10 protein-coding genes are annotated in these 14,130 nt (G+C 59.4%); 8 read left to right on the top strand and 2 right to left on the bottom strand.

From position 1 onward, the window contains the following. The first annotated feature begins 1 nt into the window (after position 1). The 8 genes from ACTHQS_RS07820 to ACTHQS_RS07855 all read left to right on the top strand — a co-directional run bounded on the left by ACTHQS_RS07820 (position 2) and on the right by ACTHQS_RS07855 (position 9,221). Complete coding sequence (locus ACTHQS_RS07820; RefSeq protein WP_440167563.1) at positions 2 to 523, top strand: TspO/MBR family protein; 522 nt, start codon at positions 2 to 4, stop codon at positions 521 to 523. Positions 524 to 890: 367 nt separating this feature from the next. Then, positions 891 to 1,136: a glutaredoxin-like protein NrdH gene (gene nrdH / locus ACTHQS_RS07825; RefSeq protein WP_013601222.1), complete on the top strand. Its 246-nt coding sequence runs from the start codon at positions 891 to 893 to the stop codon at positions 1,134 to 1,136. A gap of 103 nt (positions 1,137 to 1,239) precedes the next feature. Then, positions 1,240 to 1,710, top strand: a complete 471-nt coding sequence (nrdI, locus tag ACTHQS_RS07830) for a class Ib ribonucleoside-diphosphate reductase assembly flavoprotein NrdI (RefSeq protein WP_440168002.1) — start codon at positions 1,240 to 1,242, stop codon at positions 1,708 to 1,710. Positions 1,711 to 1,730: 20 nt separating this feature from the next. Continuing rightward, on the top strand, positions 1,731 to 3,851 hold the full coding sequence (gene nrdE, locus ACTHQS_RS07835; RefSeq protein WP_440168004.1) for a class 1b ribonucleoside-diphosphate reductase subunit alpha: 2,121 nt from the start codon (positions 1,731 to 1,733) through the stop codon (positions 3,849 to 3,851). A gap of 38 nt (positions 3,852 to 3,889) precedes the next feature. Continuing rightward, on the top strand, positions 3,890 to 4,684 hold the full coding sequence (locus ACTHQS_RS07840) for an NUMOD3 domain-containing DNA-binding protein (protein WP_440167564.1): 795 nt from the start codon (positions 3,890 to 3,892) through the stop codon (positions 4,682 to 4,684). Continuing rightward, on the top strand, positions 4,681 to 5,655 hold the full coding sequence (gene nrdF / locus ACTHQS_RS07845; RefSeq protein WP_440167566.1) for a class 1b ribonucleoside-diphosphate reductase subunit beta: 975 nt from the start codon (positions 4,681 to 4,683) through the stop codon (positions 5,653 to 5,655). Before ACTHQS_RS07840 ends, nrdF begins: the two co-directional genes overlap by 4 nt. A gap of 347 nt (positions 5,656 to 6,002) precedes the next feature. After that, positions 6,003 to 8,036: a hypothetical protein gene (locus ACTHQS_RS07850; RefSeq protein WP_440167567.1), complete on the top strand. Its 2,034-nt coding sequence runs from the start codon at positions 6,003 to 6,005 to the stop codon at positions 8,034 to 8,036. 627 nt (positions 8,037 to 8,663) lie between these two features. After that, positions 8,664 to 9,221 carry a transposase gene (locus ACTHQS_RS07855; RefSeq protein WP_440167568.1) on the top strand — a complete coding sequence of 186 codons (558 nt, stop codon included), beginning with the start codon at positions 8,664 to 8,666 and terminating at the stop codon, positions 9,219 to 9,221. Between the two features lie 367 nt (positions 9,222 to 9,588). On the opposite strand, the gene ACTHQS_RS07860 is transcribed toward ACTHQS_RS07855, so the two are convergent. Together ACTHQS_RS07860 and ACTHQS_RS07865 are read right to left on the bottom strand one after the other, a co-directional pair. Then, on the bottom strand, positions 9,589 to 10,854 hold the full coding sequence (locus ACTHQS_RS07860) for a hypothetical protein (protein WP_440167571.1): 1,266 nt from the start codon (positions 10,852 to 10,854) through the stop codon (positions 9,589 to 9,591). After that, positions 10,851 to 14,054 (bottom strand): type I restriction endonuclease subunit R, encoded by a 3,204-nt coding sequence (locus ACTHQS_RS07865; RefSeq protein ID WP_440167573.1) that lies wholly within the window; start codon positions 14,052 to 14,054, stop codon positions 10,851 to 10,853. Before ACTHQS_RS07865 ends, ACTHQS_RS07860 begins: the two co-directional genes overlap by 4 nt. Between the last annotated feature and the right edge of the window lie 76 nt (positions 14,055 to 14,130).

Consider the following 14,130-nt stretch of genomic DNA (forward strand, 5'->3'; position numbering starts at 1 on the left):
CATGAAACTGAAGACACTGGCATGGACGACGGCGGCGACGGTGGCCACCGCAGCGGCGGGCGGTGTTGCGACGGATCCCCGGAGCAGCTGGTACCTGAAGCTGCGCAAGCCGGCATGGCAGCCGCCCGCGATTGCCTTTCCCGTGGTGTGGACGGCCCTGTACGCGGACCTTGCCGTGGCGTCTGCCGCCGCACTCGGCAGCGCGGCGGAGCATGAGCGTGCCGCTGACAGTCCCGGTCCGGTCAGGAAGGACCACCACCGGGAACTGCGTTCCTATCGGGGCGCGCTGGCCGCCAACCTTGTCCTCAATGCTTCGTGGAGCTGGTTCTTCTGGCGCTCGCGCAGGCCGTGGCTGGCCGCTGCAGAGGCGGCAGTCCTGGCCGCCAGCAGCGCAGACTTGGTGCGGCGGACGTACCGGCTGAACCGGGTTGCCGGGGTGTCGCTGGCTCCGTACGCAGCGTGGTGCGGCTTCGCCACTGTGCTGTCCACTGCCATCGCCCGGCTGAATCCCGCCAAACCTTAGAAGGCTGGGTTGCCGGTGCAGCTTCCCGCCGGTTGCTGTAGGTCCCAAGGGTCCGTGACCACTACATGTAGTGGTCACGGACCCTTTCCTGTCACCGCGAAACCGGCGGCGACACGCCGCAGCAGCGCGACACGCGGTGCTTTAAATGTGGCTAAGTACTCCACAGGGTGTGGACGCAGCCCGCAAAAATCCCGGGATCCCGGGCATTTTTCCGGCCCCTTCCTGTGGATTAACCGTGCATTAAATGACATACTTGTAATACATCATCTTGGGGTTCCAAAGAGGCGTCTGCACTACATGTAGTATCTACATACAGCTGGACGGGGACACCGAACCAGCAAAGAGTTCAACTAAGGGGACAGGGACAATGACCGTAACGGTTTACACGAAGCCTGCTTGTGTTCAGTGCAACGCCACTTACCGCGCGCTCGACAAGAAGGGCATCACCTACCAGAGCGTTGACATCTCCCAGGACGCCGAGGCACTCGAGCGCCTGAAGGCACTGGGCTACATGCAGGCTCCCGTTGTGGTCACCGACCAGGACCACTGGTCAGGTTTCCGCCCCGACAAGATCGAGGAACTCGCGCTGTCGGCCGTTTCCTCCGTGGCCTAGGAGTTCCGCTTTTCCTGCCGGCACCCATCAACCAGCTGAGGTGACTCCCATGGCAGCACCAACAGCACCGCGAAGCGCTTCGCAACACCACGCGGCTCAGCGCGTGGAGGTGTCCCCGCCGGCCGCTTCGCACCACCAGCCGGAGCAGGTTGTCACGGACAGCCCGCTCATCTATTTTTCCTCGGCATCCGAGAACACCAGCCGCTTCGTCGCGAAGCTTGGCCGTGAGGTGGCCCGGATCCCGTTGCATGCAAAGGACGCACCCCTCCTCGCCACCCGGCCGTTCGTGCTGGTGGTGCCCACTTACGGCGGCACCGGGGGAGAGGGGTCCGTTCCCAAGCAGGTTATCCGGTTCCTGAACAACCCGCAGAACAGGCAACTGCTCCGCGGCGTCATCGGCGCCGGCAACACAAACTTCGGGGACAACTACTGCATGGCCGCGGACATCATCGCCGCCAAATGCCAGGTACCCCACCTCTATCGATTCGAACTTATGGGAACGCCGGAAGACGTTACCCGGGTCAACCAAGGATTGGACACGTTTTGGACACGACTGTCGCAGACACAGAAGTAACCAGGTCCCAAAAGCCTGAGATGCCCGCCGCCTACAAGGGGCTGGGCTATCACGAGCTGAACGCCATGCTTAACCTCTATGGTCCCAACGGGGAAATCCAATTCGGCGCCGACCGCGAGGCTGCCCACCAGTACTTCCTGCAGCACGTGAACAACAACACCGTGTTCTTCCACGACCTGGAAGAGAAGCTCGAATACCTGGTCAAGAACGACTACTACGAGCGCGAAACGCTGGACCAGTACACGATGAACTTCATCCGTGACCTGTTCAACCGTGCGTACAAGAAGAAGTTCCGCTTCGAGACCTTCCTGGGCGCCTTCAAGTTCTACACGTCCTACACACTGAAGACGTTCGACGGCAAGCGTTTCCTGGAACGCTACGAGGACCGCGTGTGCATGGTTGCCCTGCACCTGGCCCGCGGCAACGAGCAGCTTGCCCTGCAGATGGTGGATGAGATCATTGACGGCCGCTTCCAGCCGGCCACCCCCACGTTCCTGAACGCGGGCAAGAAGCAGCGAGGCGAGCTGGTCTCCTGCTTCCTGCTCCGCATCGAGGACAACATGGAGTCGATCGGACGCTCCATCAACTCCGCCCTGCAGCTGTCCAAGCGCGGCGGCGGCGTGGCCTTCGCGCTGACCAACATCCGCGAGGTGGGCGCACCGATCAAGCAGATTGAGAACCAGTCCTCCGGCGTCATCCCCGTGATGAAGCTCCTCGAAGACAGCTTCTCCTACGCCAACCAGCTCGGTGCCCGCCAGGGTGCCGGCGCCGTGTACCTGCACGCGCACCACCCGGACATCTACCGTTTCCTGGACACGAAGCGGGAGAACGCGGACGAGAAGATCCGCATCAAGACCCTCTCCCTGGGCGTTGTGATCCCGGACATCACCTTCGAGCTGGCCAAGAAGGACGAGGACATGTACCTGTTCTCGCCCTACGACGTTGAACGCGTCTACGGCATGCCCTTCTCCGACGTCTCGGTCACCGAGAAGTACTACGAGATGGTGGACGATTCCCGGATCAAGAAGACCAAGATCAAGGCGCGCGAGTTCTTCCAGACCCTCGCCGAGATCCAGTTCGAATCCGGTTACCCGTACATCATGTTCGAGGACACCGTGAACCGGGCCAACCCGATCGACGGCAAGATCATCATGTCCAACCTGTGCTCCGAAATCCTCCAGGTCTCGCAGCCCACCACGTACAACGATGACCTCTCCTACGCCGACACCGGCAAGGACATCTCCTGCAACCTGGGTTCGCTGAACATTGCCAAGACCATGGATTCGCCGGACTTCGGCCTGACCATCGAGACGGCCATCCGCTCGCTCTCGGCTGTCTCGGACATGTCCAACATCACCTCGGTGCCGTCCATCGCCAAGGGCAACGACCAGAGCCACGCCATCGGCCTGGGCCAGATGAACCTGCACGGCTACCTGGCGCGTGAGCGCGTCCACTACGGCTCCGAAGAGGGCCTGGACTTCACCAACATCTACTTCTACTCGGTGGTGTACCACGCGGTCCGTGCCTCCAACATGCTGGCCATCGAGACCGGCCAAACGTTCGGCGGCTTTGAGAAGTCCAAGTACGCGTCGGGCGAGTTCTTCGACAAGTACACGGAGCAGGAGTGGGTGCCGCAGACCGAGAAGGTCCGCGAGCTGTTCAAGAACGTCCACATCCCTACGCAGGCTGACTGGCTGGCGCTGAAGGCTTCGGTCATGGAGCACGGCATCTACAACCAGAACCTGCAGGCCGTGCCGCCCACCGGCTCGATCTCCTACATCAACAACTCCACCTCCTCGATCCACCCGGTGGCATCCAAGATCGAGATCCGCAAGGAAGGCAAGCTGGGCCGCGTCTACTACCCGGCGCCGTACCTGACCAACGACAACCTGGAGTACTACCAGGACGCGTACGAGATCGGCTACGAGAAGGTCATCGACACCTACGCTGCCGCCACTCAGCACGTGGACCAGGGCCTGTCCCTGACGCTGTTCTTCAAGGACACCGCCACCACGCGGGACATCAACAAGGCCCAGATCTACGCCTGGAAAAAGGGCATCAAGACCATCTACTACATCCGTCTCCGCCAGCTCGCGCTGGAAGGGACGGAGGTGGAGGGTTGTGTTTCATGTGCGCTATGACAACTCAAATAGGTTGATCAAAATTCATTAGGGGATGAATGATGGAAACGACGACGGCGACGGGCGGCTTGGTCTACGGCATCCGGCTTCGGCGGGAGGTCGAGTACCGCTATGTCGGCATCACCACCAAGACGGCCAGTCGTCGTTTCCATCAGCACCTCCGCGTGGCCGCGGAGGGACGGAAGACGCCGTTTTACGACTGGCTGCGGAAGCATGATCGCTCCGAATTGATTGCGGATGAGCTGGATTGGATTGAAGGCCTACCCGAACTGGGCCAGGCCGAGATGGATTGGATCAGCTACCTGCGTCGCGAAGGCGACAGGCTCCTGAACCTTTCGGACGGTGGGCTTGGTCCGACAGGTGTTGTGTGGACGGACGAGATGCGGGAGGCTGCTCGCGTTCGTTCCACCGGCCGCAAGATACAAAGGGAGTACGGGCCAGGCGCACCCTTCTACGGGAAGAACCACACTGCTGAGCAGCGGGAAAAGTGGTCACGAGAGCGCAAGGGTACCTACTCGGGGGCCGAGAACCCGAACTTCGGAAAGTTTGGTCCAGAGCATCCCGGTTTCGGGCATACGGTCAGCGAAGAGACACGCAACGCGCTTTCGGAGGCAAAGAAAGGCGCCGGGAATCCCAACTTCGGCAAGAAGGCAAGCGCTGAAACCCGTGCGAAAATGTCAGCAGTAAGGAAGGGCCGCCCAATGCCTTCCAGCCAGAGAAACGCCCACACGAGACATCACACCAACAAAGGCATTGAGAAAGCCGACTGCAAGTATTGCGTCGAGGACTCAGCCAAACCAAGCCTCTCTTCAGAAAGTGAGTCGGAGTCATGACCGAAAAAGTAAAGCTTCTCAGCCATGTTGAGGCGATCAACTGGAACCGCATCCAGGACGAGAAGGACGTTGAGGTCTGGAACCGCCTGGTCAACAACTTCTGGCTGCCGGAGAAGGTGCCGCTGTCCAACGACGTCCAGTCGTGGAACACGCTCACCCACGACGAGCAGCAGCTCACCATGCGCGTCTTCACCGGCCTGACCCTGCTGGACACCATCCAGGGCACCGTTGGTGCAGTCTCGCTGATCCCGGATGCGCTGACGCCGCACGAGGAAGCCGTCTACACGAACATCGCGTTTATGGAGTCGGTGCACGCCAAGAGCTACTCCTCTATCTTCTCCACGCTGGCCTCCACCAAGGAGATCGACGAGGCGTTCCGCTGGTCCACCGAGAACGCGAACCTTCAGAAGAAGGCGCAGATCGTTATGGACTACTACCAGGGCGACGACCCGCTGAAGCGCAAGGTGGCTTCCACGCTGCTGGAGAGCTTCCTGTTCTACTCGGGCTTCTACCTGCCCATGTACTGGTCCTCACGCGCGAAGCTGACGAACACGGCCGACCTGATCCGCTTGATCATCCGTGATGAGGCAGTGCACGGCTATTACATCGGCTACAAGTTCCAGAAGGGCCTCGAAGGCCTGTCCGAGGAACGCAAGCAGGAGATCAAGGACTACACTTTCGAGTTGCTCTTCGAGCTGTACGAAAACGAAGTCCAGTACACGCACGATCTGTACGACTCCGTTGGCCTGGCCGAGGACGTCAAGAAGTTCCTGCATTACAACGCTAACAAGGCGCTGATGAACCTGGGCTACGAGGCAATGTTCCCGTCCTCGGTCACGGACGTGAACCCGGCCATCCTCTCGGCGCTGTCCCCGAACGCTGACGAGAACCATGACTTCTTCAGCGGGTCCGGCTCTTCCTATGTGATCGGCAAGGCCGTTAACACTGAGGACGACGACTGGGACTTCTAAGTCCTTGTGTAAGGTCGGTAGCTAGCTGGCGGTTGGACCAACAGGGGGAAATTGGCGTGGAAATCTCGCGAAGACAGGCCAAACTGGCGGTCGAGATACAGACCAGTCGGCACTGTGAGAGGGCGACCCAGTTGAAGACTCGACCGGCTGATATTTAACAAGAAAAATGCTGGGTGGTTGGGTCTATAAGCGCCACATCATCGTGAGCGCGGCGACTATTTGGGGGCTGGGCCGCCAGGTCTCGCCGGTTTGCTTATCCGTCACTGTTCAAATAAGGCTGGAAAAGACATGCGCCGATACCGGGGAAGTTTCGCCACTTGCGACGTGGCTGTGAAGTGACTGCCACGATGACAACCAGCAACGCCTTGCTTGCTAGCCTAGCCATAATCAAGGCTAACTGGGATTACTCTCAGGAAAGCTATGTCGACAATTTTCTCCCCTTCTTCCTAGATGCAGTAAAAAGCTCTGAAGGACCAATGTCGACTCCTGCTGCCAAAGTTCACATCAGGGAGCGATTTGGAATCGACATACCCGAGGGTGTTCTCGCTACTCTGAGCCGTCGAGCTGTCCATAAAAACTATGGAAGGCGTGAAAACGGCAGCTTCATTGCTGATCCTACGAAGCTCGCCGACCTTCGGGACTTGGGTCGCCAGAAAGCCGACTATTTGCGAAAGCAGTCGGCACTAGTAAGTGAACTCGTTAAGTATTCGGCGGATCGGTTCCAACGCACTCTAAGCATCGAGGACGCGGAGGATGCCCTCCTAAATCACATAGAGGAACATTCTGTCCCTATTCTCGGTTCGGTCATGAACGGGGCGCCGTATGATGCCCGATCTGCCCCCCGTTCCAGCCCCGACACCGAATATGTTGTTAACTCGTTCATCAGTGATGTGGTGAGCAGCATGCCGGCATCTTTCGACCACTTGGAGACTGTCGTGAAGGGGAGCATGCTCGCAGTTTCCCTCTACCTCCCTAATAACAGCGAACTCGGCAGGCGCTTCGACCGCACGAGCTTGTATCTCGATGCCCCTGTCCTGTTGAAGGCTCTGGGGTATGAGGGAGACGAGGCGAAAGCTGCTGCAAAAGACCTCTTGGCCCTGTCTCGATCTGCCGGGGCTGAACTCGCTTGCTTCGAGCACAGTGTTAGCGAGGTTAGGGGGATCCTCGACAGGTCCGCTGGAAAAGCAATGCACGGAGGATTTAACGGCGCACATCGGAGAGCAACTGATGCTTTTTTCGCCAGCGAAGGACTGAGCGCAAGTGACATTCTGTTGCTGTCGCAGCGTTTGGAGGAGGATGTGGCTGCCCTGGGAATATCCATCCAAGAACGACCCGCACCTTCTGCAGAGCTAACGATAGATGAGCTGGCTTTAGAAGAAGCAATGGAATCCAGCATCACCTATTCAAGCCGTGACACGCTCTTGAATGATTTGGACAGTCTCACCGCCATTCATCGTCTCCGGGGCGGCCGCAGTAGTTCCCGACTGGAAACTTGTCGGGCTCTTTTGGTCACCACTAACGGAGGCTTGACTCGCGTCGGTCGCTCTTTCTTCGTGAAAGAGGGCGATCATGGGTGGCCTCCGGCGCTGACGGATCACCATCTCGCAACTCTAGTCTGGCTCAAGAAACCGCAGGCTGCACCCAGCCTGCCTCGACGCCAGATTCTTGCTGACTGTTTCGCGGCGCTTGAACCGGGGGGACGTGTTTGGGATCGATACCTGGAGGAAATCAACCGACTGGGGAGCCGGGGTAAGGCGTCCGAGAATGACCTAATGCTACTTCGCTACTCAACTGAAGCTCAGCGTAGCCTCATGGATCGAACCATGGGAGATCCCGATCAGGTGACGCCCGAAACAGTCGCCGACATACTGGACAAGGTCAAAGCAAATATTCTCTCTTCCACAGAACATGAACGTGACGCGGCTTTTCAGACAGCAAGTAAGACACGAGCTGCTCTGGACGATGCAGAACAGTCGCTGCGAGACAGGGAATCGTCCCTAGCAGCCGAACAGATGGCTAAGCTAGCGGCAGAGGACCGGTCCACGACGTTGGAAGCTCGACTAGCAGCGCTGGAAACCGCTGCCAAGAATCTGCGTGACGCAGCTAGAGGGAAGGCGAAACGGCGAGCGGCGCTTGCATATCGTCTGGTCCTCCTGGTCTGCGGTGCGGTGCTACTTTACGCCGTCGCCGCTACTTTCCTTCCTGACGGCATCATCCCGGGCTGGGGTAAGCCCGCGGTCCCCTACTGTTTTGCGTTCTCGACCGTGGGCGGACTTGCAACTTTGATGTGGGGCGGGAGCATTCAGGGAACCGCAGGTTATTTCAGGCGGGTTCTAGAGAAGCGACTCGAAAAGAGGTACCTCGGCGAGCTGGGAGGCTAGATTCGGTGAGTCTTCGGTTGTCAGTAGGGAGACTTTGCTGTCAATCAAGAAGGTACCCATAGAGACTGCCCGGCTTATGTTGACTCGGGGTCTCAGGCCGCCCCAAGCGCCGTCCCGTTGATTATCTCGCTATCGATGGGCGGCAGTTCTCCCTGTCGTCTCTGCCGGGGCCCGCGGTTGTAGGTACTTGGCATTTGCGGCGAGCTAAGTTCGTGTCGTTCAAGGCAAGGGCCCGCCCTGCCGGGATGAGTCCGTCCAGCAGTCAAACTGGAACAGGACCACGAGCCTCGATTGAGCCTACCGGGGTCGCAGCCGACGCTGCCAGCATCCTCTTCAACCTGCCCGACTACCACGTCATTTTCACCACCATCAATGTCGGCCGCCGCCAGGTCATTTTTTGAAACCGACCAGCCTCCCAACTGCCCAAGCCGCGGGGTCATCTCTTCCCGCCGGAAAGAGTGCCGCCTTCAACGACTCCGTGATGTTCCCGCCGCCGGGCCGGTGGACGTGCTCCGGTCCGAGTACCGCTGGTACTGCGAGAACCTGCGTGCGACCAGCTTTCGTTCTTCGAATCCCACGCCGCAGGAACCGCGCCGGGCCCGCCCACTTGCTGGCTGGGAGCCGTGGATGACAATTATCTTGGACCTGGACACCGGCCAGGTCCACGGTGTGGTCGGCGGCCGTGACCATAAAGGTGTCGGGGGCTGGCTGTTCGCCCGCCCGCTGGAATGGCGCCTAGCCGTGCAGGTCGTCGCAATCGATTCCTCCGCAGCGTGGCGCAAAGCGTTGCGGATGTCGCTGCCCCGCACTGCTTTCACCGTCGATCACTTCCACCTGATAAGCATCGACAAGGCCTGGGCCCAACGCATGCTCCTGCTGCGCGGCGGCGACAACCTCAGCTGCCGGGCAGCCCTCCGACTCGAGGAAGTGTTCACCTGGAAGTTCCAACCGACACCCTCCAGGCAGTCCGGAAAGTCAAGGAATAGCTCAGTGCCCTGCTCCGCACCGGGTCATTGGAAGACGCTGCGGAGGCAAGAGGGTACTCGAGGAACTCGTAACGGCAGCCGCAAGACCGGAAGCCAACAGGCTCTACCGCACCGTGCCCAGGTGGTGAAAAGAGATCCAGGTGCTCATTGTCACCGGGGCCACGACTGGCAAGGTCGCGACCAACAACACAACTGTTAAGAACATCAAGCGAAGGGCCCGAGGGTACCGCACGCCGCCAACTACAAATCGGTTATTCTCTTGAGAAGTGCCGTCAGGACGGTGGCATGACGCTCATTCCAGACCTATTCCCCCACGAACCGTTAACAGTCAGTGACTGTGAAGTCCCGCTCGACCAAGCCGCATGCGAAGTCCCCCGAACGAACGCGGCCCCAGCTATGACCGCCGTGTGAATGAACTCAGTCTCGGAGACCCTGGCCAAGGACTCCCTAGTCGGCAGAGGTGCGTCCTCTAGACGGGCTTATCGCTGCGATCCACAGGGTGGTGTGCGGGTGTTCGCTCTAAAGCAAGCATGAAGCGGCAGACGAGTTTGTAAATTGAGCGTGAATCACCGTTCCTTTGCGGTGGCGACAACCACTTGTTCCGCGACCGCGCGCAGAAGATGGACTTCGGGAACCAACGTTGCATCGTCGCGAAATGGCCGAAATGTCTTGTAGGTGGAGTCCTTGCTGTGTACAAGGGCATTTCGAGTTTTGTAGATTCGAGATGCTATCTGTTTGAAGGGAGCGCCTACATCCCGATGCTCAAAGTCGATAGGCTTGCCGTCCGCGAACCCGACGACAGAAGTGCAGATGTGATTCAAAACTTCGGGATTATTTGATGAAAGCGTCGCTCGGAGCCTTTCTAAGTCAACGAATTTGCGAAGAGTGAGGACAAGGGCCTCCTCCTCGGAGATCCCGACTTCTTCTGATCGGCGTCGGTGTAGAGTCATTGCTTTGATTAACCGCTTCATGTCACTATCACGTTTCAGAGAAAATGTGGGATGAACGATCATTTCTCTGGCCTTGTCGATGGCGTCGTCAAAATAGACGTTTTCAAACCAGTGCTCCAGGATATGGTAGAAAGATAAGTATGCAAGTACCGGGCTGTCTGCTGACAATCCGAGTTGGAAATGATAGACCAGCTCAGATTCATAAATCAGGCGTGGTGGTTCCATCTCCTCGATATCCAGCCTTTGAGATCTTGATGTTCTTTTCGGCTCCGTTAGCGGTGATATATCGACTTGTGGGACTATGGGGATTTCCGTATTCACGCTGAGATGAAATACAAATGATTCAATCAGGCTTTGTAGTCGCGTCTCAGATTGTCGCACCTCGGTTATCACTTTGACGGTCAAGGGGTTTCCAAGTTGCGTGCGAATTAGCTCATAGATATCTATTGAACCCTTGGACTGTTGGTGCAGCCGCATTCTGGCCATTCGCTGTCCACGAAGGAGGGGATTCCTTTCGGCCTCAGAGGTGTCAGATATTTCAGTAACTGTGGCTATGAGGAAATCCGTAGAAGCTGGACCTAGTTCAAAAGTAGCCTTTGTTTTCGGATCAGGAAAAGAAGCGCCTTCTTCTGGGTTGGGAAGAATCCAACGCAGTCCATCCCCGGAAACGAGCGTCTCTTGGTAGAACGGGGTGGCAAGAGTGGCGCCTTTGAAAGTTGCGTCGCACAGGCTATCGTCCCTCAACTGCCACGTCTCGATATTCACTGCTGTCCGCCCGAACATGTATTTCAAAGTCTCGGCGTCGAAAGTGAGTCTGAGCAGCCGTATCAGCTTATGAGGAAAGTCAAGCTGTCGATTGTCGAATGGAGTGCTTAGTGTCATGGATTTCCTGCGTTAGATACGTTACTGGCAAACCGGGGCGCCATGGACTCCATCTGCTCCATGACTAGCTTGATAGCTTCGGGCTGCTTGTCGGGCGGATAGCCGAACCGCACCAAGAGCCGCTTGATTGACGACCGCAGCTTTGCCCGGACGTCATCGCGGACGGTCCAGTCGGTTCGGACGTCCCGCCGCATGACCGAAACCAGTTCTCGCGCAATGTCGGCAAGAACCCCTTCGCCCTGGACCTCCACCGCAGACTCGTTCTGGGCCACGGCGTCATAGAACGCCAGCTCGTCCGAATTCAGCGGGGGAGTGAACTGCTCCCCGCGCTTACCCTCGGCGGCCACCTCGCGCGCCAACTCCACCAGCTCTGCGATCACTTCGGCAGACGTCAGCTGCTGGTTTGTGTACTTCTTCATCAGCTCGGTGATCCGCTCCGAGAACGCCCGCTGCCGGATCACGTTGTTCCGCGTGGAAGACGCAGACTCATCGGCAATCAGTTTCCGCAGCGCCTCTATGGCCAGCTGCGGGTTCCGAGCCTTCTGCGTTTTGGCGATGAACTCCGGCGTCAGGTCATCCAGGGACGGCTTGGGCATGCCAGCGGCGTCGTAGATGTCCAGCACCTCGCCGGAGGACGTTGCGGACGCAATCAGGTTCCCCAGGAGCCGTTGGATGTCCTCCGGCACTGGCTCACCACTCGCTTGCCGGTCGGCTGCATCGTACTTCGCCATCCAGACACGGATCTCCTCGTACACCTGGATCTCGGGGCGCAGCTCAGCCAGCGTCTCCGAGCCCGAGCACAACGCCCACGCGCGGGACAGCTGACTGGAGAACTTCCTATACTTCGCGGCAATCGACTCTTCCCCGTCCGCCGGCTGGTTGCCCGGCGTAGCAGGATTCCGAAGATAGCTCACCGCCCCGGTTACAGCGCTCAGGAACGACTTCGGTCCGCCCTTCATCAGCACGGCCTTCCAGTCGTACCCGGCCAGCAGAGTACGCAGCGACTCCACTAGGGACACCGTCAGGCCCACAGCCTCGTCGATGTTCTTGCCCACCGGCTTGTTCGTCCGGTCGTCCTTCGTATATTCGCTCAGCGCCTTCGCAAGGTTCTCCGCCAGCGGTGCGTACGCCACCAGCAGCCCGTCCTCCTTGCCGCGGAATGTGCGGTTCACCCGCGCGAGAGTCTGCATCAGCAGCGCGCCCTTGAGCGGCCGGTCCAGGTACAGCGTGTGCAGCGGGGGAGAGTCGTAGCCGGTGAGCATCATATCCTTGACGATCACCAGTTCCAGCTCGTCATCGACGTTCTTGAGCCGCTCCTTGACCTGGGCATTCAGTGAGTCCCGCCGGACGTGGAGTGAAACGGGCGGCACATCGGTCGCGTCGCCCGAGTACACCACCTTGATCTTGCCCTTCGACAAGTCCTCCGAATGCCAGTCCGGGCGCAGCTCCACAATCGCTGCGTACAGCTTCGCGCAGATCTCCCGCGTCCCGCCCACGATCATCGCCTTGCCCGGCGCCTCGATGAACTTCCCCATCCGCTCGCGCCGGTTCTCCCAGTGCGCCACCAGGTCCTCGGCGAGTGCGGCAAGGCGCTGCGGCGCACCGTAAACAGCGTTTACGACGGCGACACTCGCCTCGATGCGCGCACGTTCCGTGTCGTCGAGCCCGAGGGTTAGTTCGTCGGCGGACTTGTCCAGGTCCTCTTCCGTGACGCCTTCAGAAAGTCCTACCTTGATCAGCCGTGGTTCGAAGTACACGGGCACCGTGGCGCCGTCTTCCACGGCCCGCGACAAGTCGTAGATATCGATGTAGTCGCCGAAGACGTCCTGGGTATTGCGGTCGTCAAAGGAGATGGGTGTTCCAGTGAACGCGATCAGGGTTGCGTGGGGGAGTGCGTCCCGGAGATACCTGGCGTAGCCATCCAGGTCGTCGTAGTGCGAGCGGTGTGCCTCATCCACCACAACGATGATGTTTCGCCGGTCGGACAGCAACGGATGGTCCGCGCCGGCGTCCTTCTCTGACTTGCTGCGGCCGAACTTCTGCAGCGTGGTGAAATAGATCCCCCCGGTGGTCCGGTTGCTGAGCTCGTCCCGCAGTTCGGACCGCTTCCTGATCTGCCTGGGCGCTTCGGCGAGCAGCAGGCTGCGGTCGAAGCCCTCAAAAAGCTGGCCGTCCAGCTCGTTCCGGTCCGTGATGACCACAACGGTCGGGTTCTTCAGCTTGGGCTGCCGGGCCACCATATTGGCATACAGTTCCATCTCCATGGACTTGCCGGAGCCTTGGGTGTGCCAGACGACTCCGGCCTTGCCGTTGCTCTCCACCGCCTGGATGGTGCTGGCGACAGCCTTGGTGACGGCGTAGTACTGGTGTGGTTTGGCAATGCGTTTGGCCAGTCCGCCGGAGCCTTCATCGAATGCGGTGAAGTTGCGGGTTAAATGCAGGAAGCGTTCCTGGTTGTAGAGGCCGTCTAGCGCTGTATCGAGGGCGGTGACGGCATCGCCGTCGACCATGTAGCCCAGCGGGACGGGGTCGCCGTCATCGTCAACGTTCCACGGTGAGAAGTGGTTGAAGGGGGTGAACGGCGTTCCGTACTTGGCCTGAATCCCGTCGGTGGCCAGCGTGAAGACGCAGAAGCGGAACGCCATGGGGAATTCGCGGAGGTAGGTCTGAAGCTGGGCGTGGGCGCCGGGAAGGTCGGCGTGGGCGCTGCCGGCCCTCTTGAGTTCGATGATGCTGACCGGCATTCCGTTGCAGTAGAGCACGATGTCGAAGCGCCGTTTGTAGTCGCCCTGCACCAGGGTGACCTGGTTAACGGCAAGCCAGTCGTTCTGGTCCGGTGACTGGCTGAGCAGCCGAATGGTCGGGTTGGCTTCGTTGCCGTCTGAGCCGATGTAGGTTAGCCGGTAGCCGTCGACCAGGCAGTTGTGGATGCGGTGGTTCTCGGCCATTGCATCGTTCGACTTGGGCGAGGCGATTTCCGCCAAAGCCTGCTGCAAGTACTGCGCGGGGACGTCCGGGTTCAGACGCCGAAGGGCGGCGAGGAGGCGGGGGCGGATGAGAAGCTCCGACCAGGACTCGCGTTCTTCGGTTCCGGGCGCAATTGCCTGGCCCTCCAACGGCTTCCAGTCCAGCTCGCCAAGCCGCTCCTTCGCGGCGCCCTCCCAGTCCGCTTCGGAAAAGGCTACTGCTGGTGCTGTCACGGTGTTTCCCCCACAATCGATTTGTCGTTCAGCTTACTCAGACGCCGGTTGGCTATCCCCGGAAGCTCACTACCTC

Source organism: Arthrobacter sp. SAFR-044, assembly GCF_051965175.1.
Lineage (GTDB): Bacteria > Actinomycetota > Actinomycetes > Actinomycetales > Micrococcaceae > Arthrobacter.